This is a genomic window from Pseudoalteromonas sp. 2CM28B, from assembly GCF_023161935.1.
Genome location: NZ_JALNTH010000038.1, coordinates 34,334 through 51,164, shown reverse-complemented (window position 1 = coordinate 51,164; position 16,831 = coordinate 34,334). Strand labels below are relative to the sequence as shown.

Sequence of the window (16,831 nt, the reverse complement as noted above, 5' to 3'; positions counted from 1 at the left end):
AATTAAAAGGTTTTTAATGCAGTCATCTTTAGAGATTAAAAATTGTGAGCTTTATCGTCAAAACCAGCAATTACTTAGCTTAAACGAGCAGGTAAAAGGCGGCGAAATACTCACTGTTATGGGGCCATCAGGCAGTGGTAAATCAAGTTTATTAAATTGGCTTACCGGCACATTACCCAGTGGTTTTAGCGCAAATGGCGAAGTGTGGCTTAACGGCGAAAATATTAATAACTTACCCGCACATTTACGCCACATAGGCGTGCTTTATCAAGATGCGTTATTATTTTCGCATTTATCGGTAAGCGGTAACATTGCCTTTGCTATGCCTAAAGGCAATAAAAAACAGCGCCTTGAAAAAATAGAGCACGCCCTTGAACAAGTTGGATTAAAAGGCATGGCTAATCGCCACCCCGACAACCTCTCTGGTGGGCAACAAGCCCGCGTTGCTTTATTGCGTATGCTATTGAGCGAGCCAAAAACCATTTTACTTGATGAGCCCTTTAGCAAGCTCGATACCCAATTAAGAGTAGATACGCGCGAGCTAGTATTTAGCCAAATACGCGAGCATAAATTGCCCGCTATTATGGTAACCCACGATCATAGCGATGCAGAGGCCGCAAATGGCAAACTGATCACCTTAAATTTAGCCAAATAAACGCACAAAAAGTACAAGGCACCAAGCATGTTAGACAAATACATCACCCCAGTAATAAAGCCACTGTTAACTCCTGTTGTGGCGTTAATGCACAAACGCGGCATAACGCCCGACCAACTTACTGTGGTAGGCTTTTTAATAGGCCTATTAGCTGTGCCATTAATTGCGTATGAAATGTGGTACGCAGCGTTAACGGCTATTGCTTTAAATCGTATTTTAGATGGGCTAGATGGCGCATTGGCACGCCATGCAAATTTAAGTTCAAGCGCTGGCGGCTTTTTAGATATTACCCTCGACTTTTTATTTTATGCGGCAATTCCGCTTGGCTTTATTTTGGCAAACCCCGAGCAAAACGCCATTGCAGGTAGCATATTACTGGCCACCTTTATAGGCACTGGCTCAAGCTTTTTAGCCTTTGCCATAGCCGCCGAAAAATTTAAGCTCGAAAAACCCCAGTTTAAATACAAAAGCTTTTACTATTTAAATGGTTTAACCGAAGGCACAGAAACCATCGCGCTGTTTATTGCCTTTTGTATTTGGCCGCAGCACTTTGCCCTAATGGCGAGTGTTTTTGCCACTGCGTGCGCTATTACTATTTTTACACGTATACATGGTGGTTATAACACGCTTAAACGCCAAGAAGCTGATGAGGTTACACAAGCCAATGAGTAATGAAATTTGGTGGCGATTAGGGTTCTTTTTTAGCATTTTGGTTATTATGATGCTGCTAGAATCGCGCATGCCTGCCCGTAAATCGCCGATAAAAAGCACCACCCGGTGGTTGGCCAATTTTGGACTGGTGTTAACTTCATCATTAATTGCTCGCTTAAGTGTGCCAATAGGCTTAACTGCCGTAGCGCTTTATAACCAAGAGCACGGTATCGGTTTATTTAATCAAATAGCCACACCAAGTAGTGTTGCTATTATTTTAAGCATATTACTACTAGATATAGTTATTTATTGGCAGCACCGGCTTTTTCATCAAGTGCCTATTTTGTGGCGTTTGCACCGTGTTCACCACGCCGATGCCCATGTAGATACCAGCACAGGTTTGCGTTTTCACCCTATCGAAATTGTACTCAGCATAGTTATAAAATTGATTGCCGTTACCGCTTTGGGCGTACCTGCTATTGCAGTATTAATATTTGAAATAGCACTTAATGGTTTAGCGCTGTTTAACCACGCCAATATACGTTTACCCAATGCCATAGAAAAACCACTTCGGCTCATATTAATGACCCAAATACTGCATCGTATTCACCATAGTCAAAGCGTGAGCGAAACCAATTCAAACTACGGATTTAGTGTTATATGGTGGGACAAACTGTTTGGTAGTTACAAAAATGAAGCGCAAAAAGCCGATAACGAGATAGATATAGGCTTAAAAGAATACCCTAACCCGCAGCAAAACGCCTCGCTGTGGGGCTTGCTAATTATGCCGTTTAAACGTAAATAAGCTGCCATTTCAAGTGGCTACAATACTCTTAAAATAAACAATAAATTAAGCGGTAAATGCGTATTTAAATTTACACATTTACCTTATTAAACCCCGCCAAAGCCTTACTCCCTATAATTTAACCTTTACAAGCTAAGCGCTTTAAAGGGTTTACTAACCTATTGAATGCTATACCACTTTCACTTTTTTTAACTTTCGTTTTTGTAAAAAAGCAAAATTACACGCCATATAGTAAGCCTAATACGGGTAGATCATCGCAATTAGCACTGACGTAATTGCTACAGGTAACTTTAATATTTACTAATTAAGTAAAGTATTAATAGATGTATTAAAAATGCAACATTACTAATAATGTAAGCTGTTAAATTTATTAACGATTTAGTTAATAACTCCAATTGGTAAACTGGTCTTACCGTAAACTAAATGTAAATAAAACACACAAATATGTTGACCATTTACGTAGTGCGCAATATTATTTGTAAGCGCTTACAAAAACACATGGAAAATGTAAGCGCTTACAAAAATAAATATGTTTCTTTTTAATAAGTTTAAACACACATTCTGACAACAATCTGTGAAACCGGGGTTCAGCTATGAACATTGAAAAAACACACATTGCTCGCTTACTGGCTGCTATTTCGTTAGCGTCTTTAGCTGGCTGTGGTGGCGACTCAGCCACAACATCTAATTTTGAAAATATCGACGCTTCTGAGCCAGTTTCAGATTGGCAACTAGTATGGAGCGACGAGTTTGACGGCTCTGCCATTGATACTAATAAGTGGAACTTTGAATTAAACTGCGATGGCGGTGGTAACAACGAAAAACAATGTTACACCGATAACGAAGAAAACGCCTTTATACAAGACGGTGTGTTAAACATTGTTGCCCTACCCGCAACAGAAGGCGCTGAAAAGCCCTACACTTCTGCGCGTTTAAATACCCGTTACAATGCTGACTTTACTTATGGCCGCTTTGAAGTACGTGCAAAGCTCCCTTCGGGGCAAGGCAGCTGGCCTGCGTTTTGGATGCTACCAACCGATGAAGAATACGGTACATGGCCACGCTCAGGCGAAATTGATGTTTTAGAATCAGTAAACCTAAAAACCGCTGACGAAGATGGCGGTGTTGAATCAAGCATTCATGGCACATTGCATTACGGCCGCGCTTGGCCAGATAACAGCTACACAGGCCAAGAGTACAAATTTCCTGAAGATAGCAACCCAGCAGATGACTTTCATACTTACGCAGTAGAGTGGCAAGAAGGTGAAATACGCTGGTACGTTGATGGCTACCTATATGCAACGCAGCGCCAATCAGAAGTATTATATAATTCCAAAGGCGAAGCCGCAGGTTTAAAACATCGCGGTTGGTTTGCAGAGTATTTTGAACAAGGTTCTGGCGAGCTAGAAACTCATTGGGATAGCGCTCCTTACGATAAAGACTTTCACTTACTGTTAAATTTAGCAGTAGGCGGCGACTGGCCTGAAAACGTAAATGAGTTAGGCGTAGATGCCAGCGCATTTGAAAACGGCCAAACATTTGCAATTGACTACGTACGTGTTTATCAATGTGCATCAAACCCAGATACCGGCAAAGGGTGTGAAACTATTCGCCCAGGTTACGATAGCCTAGACGATGCCCTGCTAGAGGGCGAAGCGCCTATTCCTAGCCCGCCATCTACAGGTATTGCTACACCGTTAACTATTTTTGGCGACAGCTTTAACCCTAACTGGCCAGCATGGGATTGTTGTGGTGGCTCTACACCTGCAATTGTAAGTGATGAAGAGCAAGGCGACGTTGTTGAATTTACAATAGGCAGCGAGCCTACAGTGGTTGGTTTTATTAGCCGCGATGCGTTTATTACTGACGAAAACGGCGCTGCAACACCTTTTGATGCATCACCTATGCTAGAAGAAGGCTACGTACGCTTTAAAATGAAAGTAACCAGCGCACCAAGCGTGTCAGACACACCTTGGTTTGTAAAACTTGAAAGCACAGAAGCCTCAACCGATGCTGATATGCCGCTTACAAGTAGCGTTGAAGGCCAAGCACCTGTAGTAGGTCAGTGGCAAACCTATACGTTTTTACTTTCTGACCTTGCTGACTTAGATTTAGATATCAGCGCAATTGACGTACTTATGGTATTTCCTGAGTGGGGCACGGGCGAAGGCGCAACCTTTTTAATTGACGACGTTGAAATTACACAAGACAACCTAGGCGCATCACCAGAGCTGACTATTTTTGAAGATGAGCAAAACCTAGCATGGCCAATGTGGGATTGTTGTGGTGGCTCAACGCCTATCGAAGTAGTAGATGATGAAGCGCACGGTGTAACCGCTGAATTTAGTATTGGTGCAGAGCCTACAGTAATGGGCTTTAACAGCCGTACTGAAGTAGGTGGTGCAGGTGAGTCATTTGATGCAAGCAGCATTTTAGATGAAGGCGTTATTCAGTTTGATTTAAAAGTAACGTCTACCCCTAGCGACCCGTCAACTGCGTGGTTATTTAAAGTAGAGGCAAATGGTGCAACTTCATTTGCAGAACTTGAACTAACGCAAAGTGTTGAAGGTGTAGCGCCAGTGACTGGCGAGTGGCAAACTTATACATTTAAGTTATCAGATCTCGCAGGTGCGGGCCTTGATGTAAGTGCAATTGATGTACTTATGATTTTTCCGGCATGGGGCGCAGGTGAAGGCGCGGTTTACCGTGTAGATAATGTTAAAATTTACAACCCTAATGCAGCGCCCGTTGCCTCTGGTGAGCTAAACGTATTTACAGATACAGTCGCCGATCAGTGGAGCATATGGGATTGCTGTGGTGGTTCAACACCTACCACAGAAACCGACGATGATCAGCACGGCGCAGTGGCTCAGTTTAGCATTGGTGCAACACCTACTGTAATGGGCTTTTTAGCCGATGAAGACGTATCGTTTGATGCATCAGCCCTGTTAGAAAATGGCGTTGTACAGTTTGATTTAAAAGTAATAACAGCACCTTCAAACGTGGATGCACAATGGTTGTTCAAAATTGAATCAATTGGCGCTTCAAGCGCAGTAGAGCTGGCATTAACGCAAAGCAATGAAGGGCAAACACCTGTTACAGGCGAATGGCAAACATACACCTTCCCTATTGGGCAACTATTTGATGCGGGCTTAGATATTAGCGCTATAAACGTGCTCATGGTATTTCCTACGTGGGATATGGGCAACGGCGCATTATACCGCATAGATAACGTGATTATCGCGAATCCATAAAAACACACTACAATAGGCGCATGGCGCCTATTGCTACACAACAACATTTTATAAAGCAGAGCTATTATGAACACATTCAATTTTAAAAAGAGCCAACTTGCGGCTTCTGTGTCTCTTATCATTGCTGCAAGCACGTTAAATACGGCCATTGCTGCCGAGGCAGACACTGCAGCATCTCCTGATGTAGAAGTTATTGAAGTAAAAGGTATTCGTGGTTCACTTATTCGTTCTATGGATATGAAACGTGATTCATCGGGCGTAGTAGATGCCATTTCAGCAGAAGAAATGGGTAAATTTCCAGATACCAATTTAGCAGAATCATTACAACGCATTACCGGTGTATCGGTGAGCCGTGCAAACGGTGAAGGTAGCCAAATTACCGTACGTGGTTTTGGCCCAGAGTTTAACTTAATTACGCTAAACGGCCGCCAAATGCCAGGCACAGGTTATACGCGTTCGTACAACCTTGAAAACATTGCCTCTGAAGGCGTAAGTGCGCTAGAAGTATTTAAAACAGCGCGCGCCGATGTACCAAGCGGTGGTTTAGGTGCAACAGTTAATATTTCTACTGCGCGCCCTTTTCAAAAGCCTGGTCAAAATTTTTCAGCCACGGTTAAAGCAAATCACGACTCATCAAACGAAGCCGGTGATGATGTAACCCCAGAGCTTTCTGCTGTTTATAGCAACACATTTGCAGATGACAGATTTGGTTTTGGTTTTTCGTTTTCGCACCAAGAACGCGACTTTCAAAAACAACGCGCCAATATTCAAGGTTGGCAAGCCAATGTTGATTTACCTGAATTAGATAGCAGTAACGTTGTTGATAACCGTACTGACCCATCAGGTAACTACTACTTCCCTAAAGACATGAACTACTCTATTGAAGATGTAGAGCGTGAACGTACTAACGGCCAAGTTACTTTTCAATTTGAACCGGTTGATGGCTTTGTAGCCACTTTAGATTACACAGCAAGTAAAGCGGTTACGGGCTCTGAAAGTATTGGTTGGGGTATTTGGAACGACTTTGGTAGCAATATTAATGGCTACGAGCTTGATGAAAACGGCACCGCTGTTTATGCCGATATTAGCGGTAACGATGCCTCGTTTACAGCTAACAAAGGCACCACAGAAGTAAAAGCACGCTCTATTGGTTTAAACCTAGAGTGGGAAATTAACGACACGTGGCACGTTGAGCTTGATTACCATGACTCTAAAAATGAAACCGATAACGGCGCCGATGACGGGCTAGGCAGTACTGGCCAAGTTATTTTAGGCTCTGATCAGCTAGCAAACAAAATTTACGATTACCGCACAGGCGAAATTCCAAGTGCTCAAGTTAACTGGTTAAACGGCACAAGCGAATTAACGCCAGGCGAAATTGACTCTAACTTTAGCCAATTTACGCACTCGCCGGGTGAATCAAACATTGAGCAATTACAATTACATACCACTTGGTACAATGAAAACTTTGATATTGGCCTAGTTAAAGTAAAATTTGGTGCATCGCGCACTGAGCAAAACACCGGTGGTTACACTGCATGGAGTGGCTTAGTGGGTGGCCCTGGTTTTAACCCATCGTACACAGAAATATTCCCAGACAGCATGTTTACTCGCCACGATACGTCGGGCCTTTTAGATCAATTTGATGGTGGCGGCAGCAACTTACAACCAGGTTACTACTACACCTACGATTTTGACGAAGCAGTGGCTCGCCAAATGGCTTACCTAACCTCTGATGTAACCGGTGGCGATGCATACGCAGCCAATGCTTACATGGATGGTATTGATAGCGAAAGCTACGTAGAAGAAATTACAAACAGCTTTTATATTCAATCAAGCTGGGAGTTTGATGTAAGCGATTACTACGTAAAAGTAAACGCAGGCCTGCGCTACGAGCAAACAGATGTAACCAGCACAGTACGCCAACGTGTTGAAGAACAAGTAAACTGGATAAGCGCCTCAGAGTGGATAATGCAATATGCAGCCGGCGGCGATGATAACTTCTTAGAGCAGCAAGGCGATTACGACATATTATTACCGTCAATCGATGTAAGTGTTGATTTAACCGAAGACGTTGTAGCCCGTGTTTCATGGGGTAAAACTATGTCGCGTGCACCACTGGGTGATTTAGCCGGTGGCCGTAGCTTAACAGGCAGCCCAAAACCTGGCTCGCGCACGGGTAGCCAAGGTAATACAAATTTATTGCCGTTTGAATCAACCAATCTCGACTTATCATTAGAGTATTACTACGCAGAAGGCAGCTACGCCTCTGTTGGTTACTTTAAAAAAGACGTAGATAACTTTATTCAAACCACCATTACGCAAACCACGATTGAAGGTCTATACGACATTTTAAACGGCCCACGTTACTTACAAGCAGTTAGCGATATTGAATCGCGCGGCGAGCAAGCAACCACCGATGCTATTTTTGCGCAAATGATTAGCAATGGTTATGGCAATGCAAATGGCATCATTGAGCCAAATAGCGATGACCCACTTATGGTATGGAACATAAGCCAACCACAAAACACCGACAGCAAATCGGTAGATGGTTTTGAAGTGGCTGTTCAGCACTTAATTGGCGAAACTGGTTTTGGTGTAGGTGTTAACGCCACGTTTGTAGATGGCGATGTAGAATTTGATAGCGAAAGCCTAGACCAACAAGCTCCGCTTACAGGTTTAAGTGACTCTGCAAACTTTCAAGGCTTTTACGAAAAAGACGGCCTATCAATAAAAATTACTTACGCATGGCGCGACTCGTACTTAATTGGTGTAGGCCAAGCACAAGGCTCAGCCGATGCGCCACCGCAATATGCTAAAGCTTACGGCCAATGGGATATGAGCGTTAACTACGATGTAAACGAAAACGTAACCGTATTTTTTGATGGCATAAACTTAAATAATGCCACCGAAGAAGGCTACGGCCGTTACGAAGAGCAGTTTTTATTTGCTAATCAGTACGGCCCACGCTACTCAATTGGTGCCCGTTACACGTTTTAAACTATTCCCTAGTTAGAATAGTTAAGCCGCTTGTTTCAACAAGCGGCTTTTTTTATAACGTTTTTATTTGCTCAAGCAATACATTGGTTGTCCAATCAATGCCGTTATATGCCACATCGGGCTTATAAAAATCCCCTGCCCCACGCGCTCTGTTTACGTATACTTTGTTAGGTACAATCACTTTCCCTAACCCTGAAGGTAAATCAGCTAAGCGTACTTCCATGTACATAGAATCAGCACTACTTGGCGCACCGAATAACGTTGTATTTTCAAAAAGCTTAAACTTATCAAGCGCATCTAAACAAGCACTGGCGCACTGCGGTGGAACAATAACAAACACCTTGGTTTTAAAGTCACTAGTTAAAGGCTTTTGAGGTATGTTAATTGGCATATTAGCTTCTTGCTCTACATAAAATGTAGAGCCACTTTTAAGTGATAAAGCCATACCCGCAGCCGTGATTTTAAATATTTTCAATAATTCAGGCTGATTTTTTACAACCTCTAATAAAGACACTACATGGTCGGTATTATCCTTTGATGCTCTCCACCACACTTGCGTGTTTTGAGAAGTATTATCTACTTTTTGTTCTACTATTTTTTTGCCCCATAGTTCTTTGGCTATTTGTGAGCTCCAATAAGATGAGCCACCTTGGTTATGGCGCAAATCTAACACCACGGCTTTTGCAGTAAGTAACTTGCTACGCTGCTGTTGTATTTTTTCAAACACTTTATTGTAGGCAGCAGTTTGCTTTTCGGTTGATGAAAAGCTAGGCATAGCAATCCACGCAATATTTTTTTCAGGCCAGGTTAAATCAATGGGGAGTTCATCACCGTTGTAGGCATTTTCTAAATGCTTACTGACTGACTTAGGCCTTACAGACCAATTTAATATGTGTGTATAGGTATCGCCATTGGCTTTAACAAATTCGCATTCTTTTAAAGGAGTTAAAAATGGGTTGCCCTCGTCAATGAGTAACCGCCAACCTTGCTGCCACCAATGGCCAGGTTGTGCAACTTGCCCATGAAACTTAAACACTCTCTCACGTATTAAGGTCTCGGTGCTTTGCCCATCACATTGGCTTACAACGTCGCCTTTGCTAATACTTTTGTTTTCACTGTAATACACTTTTAGCGCATCACCTCGCCACACAGTTCTAAAGCCCGGCCAGCGGCGCGCGGGTCTATCTACGCTTGAAAACGCCCCCGCGTGGCCATCTTGTAAAATAGTGCTAAAACGAGAAATTGCCGCTACATGAACCTGCGGCCCACTCGCTTGAGCCGACAATGTAAGTGCTTCTGCTTTTGCTTTTTTTAATAAGTCAGGGAACGTTGGATTATTAACATCAAACATACCGGGATGATTATGTGCGGTAATGCTATATGCTGCCTCAATATCGCGCTCTGTTATACTGCGCCACTGCTCAGGTGTAGTAGGTATAATTGGCTCTTGTGCGGCATTTACAACTGCTGGTAGTAGGAATATTGGGAGCAATACATAATTGGTTATTTTTGTTTTTATAGTCATGAAAATCCATTTAAGCTAAAAATAAATTACTGGTACGTTATTGTTCATTAACAATACTAATAAAGCGATTTAAGGTACATAAGTAAATACATACCTGGCACCTAAGTTAAAAACTTAAGAATCGTCCAACCTTATTTAGTAGGTGAGCAATGTGTCTGATGCAGTAAAAAAGCCATGCTAATTAATTTTGGTGCTTGAAGGTAATCTTCGGCCGCTAAAAATTGTCCAATTAATCCCGGGGATTTCGTAACTTCATAATCAGTTGATCATAGTTTTCACTTTTCGGCACAATACTTAATTCACCATCGGCCTCGAAAACCACCGCCATAACTGTGCTTAAATCACCAAAACCGGCTTTTCGAACACTCGCTTCCACTTCCGTGCTGGTGAGTCGAGTGTCTTTCATAGCAGCCTCTATATATTCACCGTCGAAAAAGACTAATTGTGGAGAAGTTTTGACTACTTTGTCGAACGTCGAAAAATGGGCGCTGATCCAAGTGAGTAAATATTGTAAAAATAGGAGCAAGCTTACCGCGACTAAAACCTCAACTATAACCACGTCTTTCAATAAGATAGCAGAACCTAAGATGGAGCCTGCCGCAACCGTGATTATCCAGTCAAAGTTATTCATTTTAGCAAATGAGCGTTTACCTAATAAATGCGTCGCTAGGATTAAAAAGGGATAAATAATCAAGGTTGTGGTGACAATGCGCGCTATTTCACTCCACGATTCAAAAAACATATTTCCCTCTACTTAAGGTGCTGAATATACTAATAATCATATAAACTAAACAGCCACCTGAATCACACAAATTAGGCTATCACCTTAATAAAACAAACAACACTGTGCAACTAAATCTGCCATACAGATTCAGGATTTATCTTTTATTAATGGGTCTCTTTACAGATGGTTTTTAATTTATGTCAGGGCATCAAATTATGATGGGCCCTAACAAATTATGATGGGACTCACTTTATTTAGCCAATTAGAATCTAGGCATCAAAAAGTGCAAAGTTTAAGATTGGAGTTTTGTTAATTCTTTCTCGATACTCTTTTCGCCAACGACTAAGCATTAACGGATGAATATCTAGCGCCTCGGCAACATCCTTTGACATGACATCGTCTCGTAAGCTTAGTTCGACTGCTTTGATATTGAAATTAACGGGGTAAAACCATGTCTTTCTAGGTTGGGTATATCTAGGCATTTCAGCCTCCTCAAAGTGATGAGGAGGTGTCCACTAAAACGGGTGAGGAGCATGTTCCTTGTTTATGCGCTTGTTAGCATGCAGTTAGTTCGATTTGGTGATTTGCCAAAAAGGCGTTTAGCTGTATTGCTAAATTGGTATTAGCAAAGAATTCATGCCTGTAGCCCAAACGCAGCGATGCTTCCACTTTGTTTTTATCCATATTAGTTTCTAAGGATGCCCACCTGTTTCTATACACAATAGCGATAATGTTGGTTAAATCATGTCCGCAGCATACCTGAAACTTGCAAGCACCTTTTTTCTCATACTCTTGTATTTTATCTTTAAGAACTTCTACGGTAATATCCTCACTTTTAGATTTACTTCTAAGAAATAATATTTGTAAAAAAGAATCTAAATCAAAATTAATTGAGAAATTTGTAACATCAATAAATTCATTGAAATTTAGGCCCCTAAACTTCAGATTTAACTCTTCTGAGTGATTTATCCAACGTAACAAACCTAAAGTGTAAGCAGCGCCAAATACCTTGCTAGATAGTTCATCAGAAAACTGCTCCACTTTATCATTTGCCGAATATTCATTAATAAAGGCCTCTAAAGATGGTGAATTTATCAATAACGTCTCTGCATCATGATAATCAGTTACGAACACCGATATATCCTCATAAGTATTGATAGAACCCGATAAATGATCTTGATCAGCGTCACATATAGCTAGTATTTTTTCAGGAATCTCAACTGAAAGTTCTTCCATGACCTTTACTAGGTCTTTCTTTCCATCAATTGACTCTATCTTCAATCTATCGTGTTTCAAAAGCTTTCTAAATAAACGGATATCAGACTTACCCTCTACAACACATATTATTTTGTCCTTATACAAAGGGTGGCTGAAAAGCAGTCTTATTTCATTTTTCTTATCATTTTCATCAATATAACTTCGCATTAGGAAAGACCCCCTTCCAAGTCTACTGTCAATTCCCATTTTCCATCGATAATTTGAGGAGAATGCGTTGCTATAACTACAGGCATATTTTGTATTTCAATAATTTCTTCAAGGTCTTTCAAAAATTCTTTTTGCCAAGCAACATGCAATGATATCTCAGGCTCATCGATTAATACCAAAACGTTCTCTTTAGTTTTAAATATTAATTCATATAGCAAGACAACCTGATGCTGCTCTCCAGATGAAAGTTGAGTTAGCTTCAATGGCCTTTTTTCATCGGTTTCGAAATGAAAACCTTTTTCCGCTTCTATTTTTATTTTCTTGAACGAAAGTCTCTTACTGTTAAGGATTCTAGAAAACAACTCAATTTTCTTATATATGTTTTCATATGGCTTTAGCTTTGCGTTTGTATCCTCAACATATAAAGTTAAAACTTTTCTATCTTCATCTTTTATCTCATCTAGTATTCGCATAGCAGGTAAGTGCTGCTCAGAGGATAAAAGATTAAAAGAAGACAATTCAGATCTTTTATTTTGCAAAGCTTGCAACTCTTCTTTAAGTATCGATGCATTCTTTGGCTTGAAGCTTCTATCATTAGTAAGTAATCGAACGGGAAATGTTGTATCTAACTGTTGAGAAACATGCGACGATTGAAAACCTGAATCTCTAATAAGCTCAGCTAGTTCAGCTGCATATTTTTCGATTGTATCTATAAAACTTTGCTTCCGTCCTCTACTAGAAGAAGCTTTCCTTTGTATGAGTCTCTGGTCTTGAACGAAATGTGCATTCAAAGAGTCACTAAAATCAATAAACCATTGAGGATAGTTTTTAGAAGTAAATTCGTCCGGCAAGTACTCAGCAAAGTTTTCAATCACTTCTTCAAACGTATAAATTTCTTCTGTTCTGTGATCCTCCCACTCCCTTGGCCCGACACGCTGCAGAAATGGTACATGAAGATCAATTCCATGAATTGACAGCTTTTTACTTTTAGATAACTCAAACTCCCTTGAATATTCATGACTTTCAGATTCATTACTATGGCCAAGAGTAATAGAACGTGATCTCTCATCATCGTTGCTTTTTGTAATCTCAAGAGTTCCATTTGATGTATAAAGCTCAATGGATCTAAACTGCAAATCACATAGGAATGAAAGTTTTCGATTGAAGATGGAGTCTATAACTTTTAGACAGATCGTTTTACCATAGCCATTTGGTGCAGTAACAATAGTTATATTTTCGTCTTTGAACTTTATGACATGATTGAAATGACCGAAAAGACCATTGATTATTAGTTTTTTTAATTTCACATTTGTTCCCTTTATTTTGTGAATTAACCAGATGCCAAATTTTGCATGCTAACGCCCATTTAAGGGGCTGATAATAGTTTGCTTAAATTGTGTAGCGAAGCGAAACCGAGCAAACTGTTAGCAGTCCCGCTTTAAATTCTTGTTATGTTTCAATGCTATAATGGTTCAATGTCTTTAGGGAAACCGCTTAATTTAGCACTATCCTTGTTTTCAAAGTCATTCGTAATATTACGAATATTCCAACTTCGATTTACATGTTCGTAGATGTGAGAAAGTTGAATTTTGAAATCCTCTTCATCTATTTGACCTGCAGCATCTAATTGAGTTATGAGTGATTCTAAATGCTCTTTCGCATCTTCAAGCTCATAAAGAAGAGTTGACCATTCATTTGGATTAGACTTCCGATCTATCATGATATCCCTGAAACATAACAACTTTGTCTACGACATTTGTCGTTTTATAAACCGACAAATGTCCCTATATTACGATGCTTTTATCTTAGCCAGCAAATAAACACCTGTAAACAATTAGTTAACTATAAAGGAATTTCCGTTAATGCTGTAATACACCTAAATGGGGGAGATCAGTCATATCCGACAATGCATAAATCACTGCACGTTTTTAGAGCAACTTTTATAAAAAGTTAATATCGTAAAATCGTTTTTAACGCAGGTAATGAGTTATTAAAACGCTTAGGATTTAACGTTTTGAACGCGGCTGGTATTGTACTTATATATTACAACACGCTTAAGGTAGCGTTGTGAGCACTGTGAAATAAAAGCGCTGCAAATATGCAGCGCCCTCATTACTTAATGGTTGTTGTGTTTAAGTTTTAGCTGTTTTATTAAAAAAAGCCGAGTGGATCTTCGCTATAGCTCACTAATAAATTTTTAGTTTGTTGATAGTGATCGAGTGCTAGTTTGTGTGTTTCACGCCCTATTCCTGATTTTTTATACCCACCAAATGCAGCATGTGCTGGGTACATGTGGTAACAGTTGGTCCACACTCGGCCAGCTTCAATTTTGCGCCCCATGGTATAAGCACGGTTCATGTTTCGGCTCCACACCCCTGCGCCTAAGCCAAATTCTGAGCTGTTGGCAAGTTCGAGTGCTTCGGCTTCATCTTTAAAGGTCGACATAGAAATAACAGGGCCAAAAATTTCTTCTTGGAACACACGCATGTCGTTTGTACCTTTAAGCAGTGTAGGTTGTATGTAATAACCACCATTTAAATCGTCATTTAGCTGCTCTACGTTTCCGCCGGTGAGTACTTCAGCGCCTTCTTTTTTACCTATGTCTATGTAACTAAGTATTTTATCAAACTGTGCTTTTGAAGCTTGAGCGCCCACCATGGTTTCGCTGTCGAGTGGGTTACCACGTTTAATTTGTTGGGTACGTTCGAGTATGCGCTCAATAAATTGCTCGTATATATCTTCTTGAATAAACAATCTTGATGGACAGGTACATACTTCGCCCTGGTTAAAGTAAGCAAGTACGGCGCCTTCTATGGCTTTTGATAAAAACGCGTCGTCTTTTTCCATTACATCATTAAAAAATATATTGGGCGATTTACCGCCAAGCTCTACCGTTGAGGGAATAATGTTTTCAGCAGCACATTTTAAAATATGTGAGCCAACAGGTGTAGAGCCTGTAAATGCAATTTTAGCAATGCGTTTACTTGTGGCCAGTGCTTCGCCTGCTTCTTTACCAAACCCATTTACAATATTGAGCACGCCTGCAGGCAGTAAATCACCAATAATGTCCATTAAAACTAAAATAGATGCTGGAGTTTGTTCGGCTGGTTTTAGCACCACACAGTTACCTGCGGCAAGTGCTGGTGCAAGTTTCCATGCGGCCATTAAAATAGGGAAGTTCCACGGGATAATTTGCCCAACCACACCTAACGGTTCGTGAAAATGATATGCCACCGTGGTTTCGTCAATTTCGCCAATACTGCCATCTTGCGAGCGCAGGCACCCTGCAAAGTAGCGAAAGTGATCGGCCGCGAGCGGAATATCAGCCGCGAGTGTTTCGCGAATGGCTTTACCGTTATCCCATGTTTCGGCAACGGCTAGTAGCTCTAGGTTTTGCTCAATTCGGTCGGCTATTTTTAGCAGTATATTACTGCGCTCGGTCACCGAGGTTGTGCCCCACTGCTCTCGCACTGCATGCGCTTTGTCGAGTGCTAGGTTTATATCATCTTTGTCGGATCGAGGTATTTGGCAAAATACCTTACCGTTTACCGGGCTTATATTATCAAAGTATTGGCCGTTTACAGGTTTTACCCACTCCCCGCCAATGTAATTACCGTATTGTTGTTTAAAGTTTACGAGTGCGCCATCGCTACCTGGATTTGCATATATCATGTGTGTGCTCTCTTTATTGTTGTTAGCTAAAGGTCGAACATTTATATAAAACAAAATGCTTTATATTTAATCAGTGTTGTTTGACATTAGCCTAACGAGCACCTAAAAACTTGATTAGCTGTCCACAAAAGTTGTCTGTGAGTCCACACTAATAAAAATTTAAAGGATTGATATGCACACATCTCAGTTAAACAAAAAACGCCAACAACTTGATGTTTTAATAGAAAATAAAGTGACATTTGCAGCAGATAACAGCGAGTTGAGCATTTACGACACGTACCAACGTGCACAAAAGGTGGCACTGCATTCAAAGGAGTTACTGTTTTGTGCCATGCTCAGCGGTAAAAAAGTAATGCACGTAGAAAGTAGCCAATACCATAAAGCATTTTTACCCCACGAGTCGTTTGTATTAGCGCCAGAGCAAGGTGTATTAATTGATTTTCCACAGGCATCAATGCACGCCCCAACCACGTGTTTAGCGATTGAAATTAGCAAAGATAAAATAAACGCTGTGGCGAATGCGCTTAACATGCAGCAAAGCTTTGCACACGATGGCGGCTTATTCGAGTATGTTCCACAATTGGTACACAGCCAACATAATAGCCAAACACAGCAATTATTAGAGCGCATGGTGCATTTATTTAGCGAACAAGGCGCACAGCGACATTACTTAATTGACTTGTCATTAAACGAATTGATCACCCGGTTGCTACAACAACAAAGTCGCGACTTATTACTCGCTAATAGCGATAAACCACGCCTTAAAACAAAAATAAGCGATGCACTGCTTTATATTGAAGAGCACTTAAACGAAACGCTCGACATAAATACCTTGTGCAAAATAGCCTGCATGAGCCGCAGTAAGTTTTATCAGCAGTTTAAACTGGCATTTGGCACTACCCCAGCCCTTTGGCAGCAACAATTAAGACTTAAAAAAGCGCGCAATCAATTACTGCAAGGCCATGCAATTAGCCAAGTCTGCTTTGATGTTGGGTTTAATAGCGCGAGCCACTTTAGTCGTGTATTTAAACAAACCTTTGGTATTGCGCCTAAAGAATGCCGGCATTAAGGCTAAAACCTTATTTTTTACTTTGCTAACGCCCTGAATATGTTAGTTTAT

The 16,831-nt window shown here is 40.9% G+C and carries 13 protein-coding genes; 6 read left to right on the top strand and 7 right to left on the bottom strand.

Annotation, left to right across the window (positions count from 1 at the left end):
* Nucleotides 1-16 precede the first annotated feature (16 nt).
* The 5 genes from MTN96_RS30310 (at nt 17) to MTN96_RS30290 (ending at nt 8,365) form a co-directional block, all read left to right on the top strand.
* On the top strand, nt 17-655 hold the full coding sequence (locus tag MTN96_RS30310) for an ATP-binding cassette domain-containing protein (RefSeq protein WP_248533897.1): 639 nt from the start codon (nt 17-19) through the stop codon (nt 653-655).
* Nucleotides 656-682: 27 nt separating this feature from the next.
* Nucleotides 683-1,327, top strand: a complete 645-nt coding sequence (locus MTN96_RS30305; RefSeq protein WP_248533895.1) for a CDP-alcohol phosphatidyltransferase family protein — start codon at nt 683-685, stop codon at nt 1,325-1,327.
* Nucleotides 1,320-2,111: a sterol desaturase family protein gene (locus MTN96_RS30300; RefSeq protein ID WP_248533893.1), complete on the top strand. Its 792-nt coding sequence runs from the start codon at nt 1,320-1,322 to the stop codon at nt 2,109-2,111. Before MTN96_RS30305 ends, MTN96_RS30300 begins: the two co-directional genes overlap by 8 nt.
* A 593-nt stretch (nt 2,112-2,704) precedes the next feature.
* Nucleotides 2,705-5,365, top strand: coding sequence for a glycoside hydrolase family 16 protein (locus tag MTN96_RS30295; protein ID WP_248533891.1), 2,661 nt, complete (start codon nt 2,705-2,707; stop codon nt 5,363-5,365).
* A 66-nt stretch (nt 5,366-5,431) separates the two neighbouring features.
* On the top strand, nt 5,432-8,365 hold the full coding sequence (locus MTN96_RS30290) for a TonB-dependent receptor (protein WP_248533889.1): 2,934 nt from the start codon (nt 5,432-5,434) through the stop codon (nt 8,363-8,365).
* A gap of 52 nt (nt 8,366-8,417) precedes the next feature.
* Here MTN96_RS30290 and MTN96_RS30285 read toward each other — a convergent pair whose 3' ends face one another.
* The 7 genes from MTN96_RS30285 to MTN96_RS30255 all read right to left on the bottom strand — a co-directional run bounded on the left by MTN96_RS30285 (nt 8,418) and on the right by MTN96_RS30255 (nt 15,711).
* On the bottom strand, nt 8,418-9,890 hold the full coding sequence (locus tag MTN96_RS30285) for a S41 family peptidase (RefSeq protein ID WP_248533887.1): 1,473 nt from the start codon (nt 9,888-9,890) through the stop codon (nt 8,418-8,420).
* A gap of 229 nt (nt 9,891-10,119) precedes the next feature.
* A complete protein-coding gene (locus tag MTN96_RS30280; RefSeq protein ID WP_121638353.1) occupies nt 10,120-10,632 on the bottom strand; it encodes a DUF421 domain-containing protein in 513 nt (170 codons plus the stop codon).
* A 251-nt stretch (nt 10,633-10,883) separates the two neighbouring features.
* On the bottom strand, nt 10,884-11,096 hold the full coding sequence (locus tag MTN96_RS30275) for a transposase (RefSeq protein WP_256845754.1): 213 nt from the start codon (nt 11,094-11,096) through the stop codon (nt 10,884-10,886).
* 73 nt (nt 11,097-11,169) lie between these two features.
* On the bottom strand, nt 11,170-12,039 hold the full coding sequence (locus MTN96_RS30270) for a DUF4435 domain-containing protein (RefSeq protein WP_248533885.1): 870 nt from the start codon (nt 12,037-12,039) through the stop codon (nt 11,170-11,172).
* Complete coding sequence (locus MTN96_RS30265) at nt 12,039-13,346, bottom strand: AAA family ATPase (RefSeq protein ID WP_190322065.1); 1,308 nt, start codon at nt 13,344-13,346, stop codon at nt 12,039-12,041. The genes MTN96_RS30270 and MTN96_RS30265 overlap by 1 nt, the downstream gene beginning before the upstream one ends.
* 155 nt (nt 13,347-13,501) lie before the next feature.
* Nucleotides 13,502-13,759 carry a hypothetical protein gene (locus MTN96_RS30260; RefSeq protein ID WP_150139018.1) on the bottom strand — a complete coding sequence of 86 codons (258 nt, stop codon included), beginning with the start codon at nt 13,757-13,759 and terminating at the stop codon, nt 13,502-13,504.
* Between the two features lie 431 nt (nt 13,760-14,190).
* A complete protein-coding gene (locus MTN96_RS30255; RefSeq protein ID WP_024032776.1) occupies nt 14,191-15,711 on the bottom strand; it encodes an aldehyde dehydrogenase family protein in 1,521 nt (506 codons plus the stop codon).
* A 172-nt stretch (nt 15,712-15,883) separates the two neighbouring features.
* Between MTN96_RS30255 and MTN96_RS30250 the strand changes: the two genes are divergently transcribed.
* The gene (locus MTN96_RS30250) at nt 15,884-16,780 is read left to right on the top strand and encodes an AraC family transcriptional regulator (RefSeq protein WP_154944875.1); all 897 of its coding nucleotides are present in this window, start codon (nt 15,884-15,886) and stop codon (nt 16,778-16,780) included.
* The last annotated feature ends 51 nt before the right edge of the window (nt 16,781-16,831 follow it).

What these genes read in the sequence shown, in the direction of transcription:
- MTN96_RS30310 (WP_248533897.1), top strand. Translation starts at nt 17, where the DNA reads ATGCAGTCATCTTTAGAGATTAAAAATTGTGAGCTTTATCGTCAAAAC.
- MTN96_RS30305 (WP_248533895.1), top strand. Translation starts at nt 683, where the DNA reads ATGTTAGACAAATACATCACCCCAGTAATAAAGCCACTGTTAACTCCT.
- MTN96_RS30300 (WP_248533893.1), top strand. Translation starts at nt 1,320, where the DNA reads ATGAGTAATGAAATTTGGTGGCGATTAGGGTTCTTTTTTAGCATTTTG.
- MTN96_RS30295 (WP_248533891.1), top strand. Translation starts at nt 2,705, where the DNA reads ATGAACATTGAAAAAACACACATTGCTCGCTTACTGGCTGCTATTTCG.
- MTN96_RS30290 (WP_248533889.1), top strand. Translation starts at nt 5,432, where the DNA reads ATGAACACATTCAATTTTAAAAAGAGCCAACTTGCGGCTTCTGTGTCT.
- MTN96_RS30285 (WP_248533887.1), bottom strand. Translation starts at nt 9,890, where the DNA reads ATGACTATAAAAACAAAAATAACCAATTATGTATTGCTCCCAATATTC.
- MTN96_RS30280 (WP_121638353.1), bottom strand. Translation starts at nt 10,632, where the DNA reads ATGTTTTTTGAATCGTGGAGTGAAATAGCGCGCATTGTCACCACAACC.
- MTN96_RS30275 (WP_256845754.1), bottom strand. Translation starts at nt 11,096, where the DNA reads ATGCCTAGATATACCCAACCTAGAAAGACATGGTTTTACCCCGTTAAT.
- MTN96_RS30270 (WP_248533885.1), bottom strand. Translation starts at nt 12,039, where the DNA reads ATGCGAAGTTATATTGATGAAAATGATAAGAAAAATGAAATAAGACTG.
- MTN96_RS30260 (WP_150139018.1), bottom strand. Translation starts at nt 13,759, where the DNA reads ATGATAGATCGGAAGTCTAATCCAAATGAATGGTCAACTCTTCTTTAT.
- MTN96_RS30255 (WP_024032776.1), bottom strand. Translation starts at nt 15,711, where the DNA reads ATGATATATGCAAATCCAGGTAGCGATGGCGCACTCGTAAACTTTAAA.
- MTN96_RS30250 (WP_154944875.1), top strand. Translation starts at nt 15,884, where the DNA reads ATGCACACATCTCAGTTAAACAAAAAACGCCAACAACTTGATGTTTTA.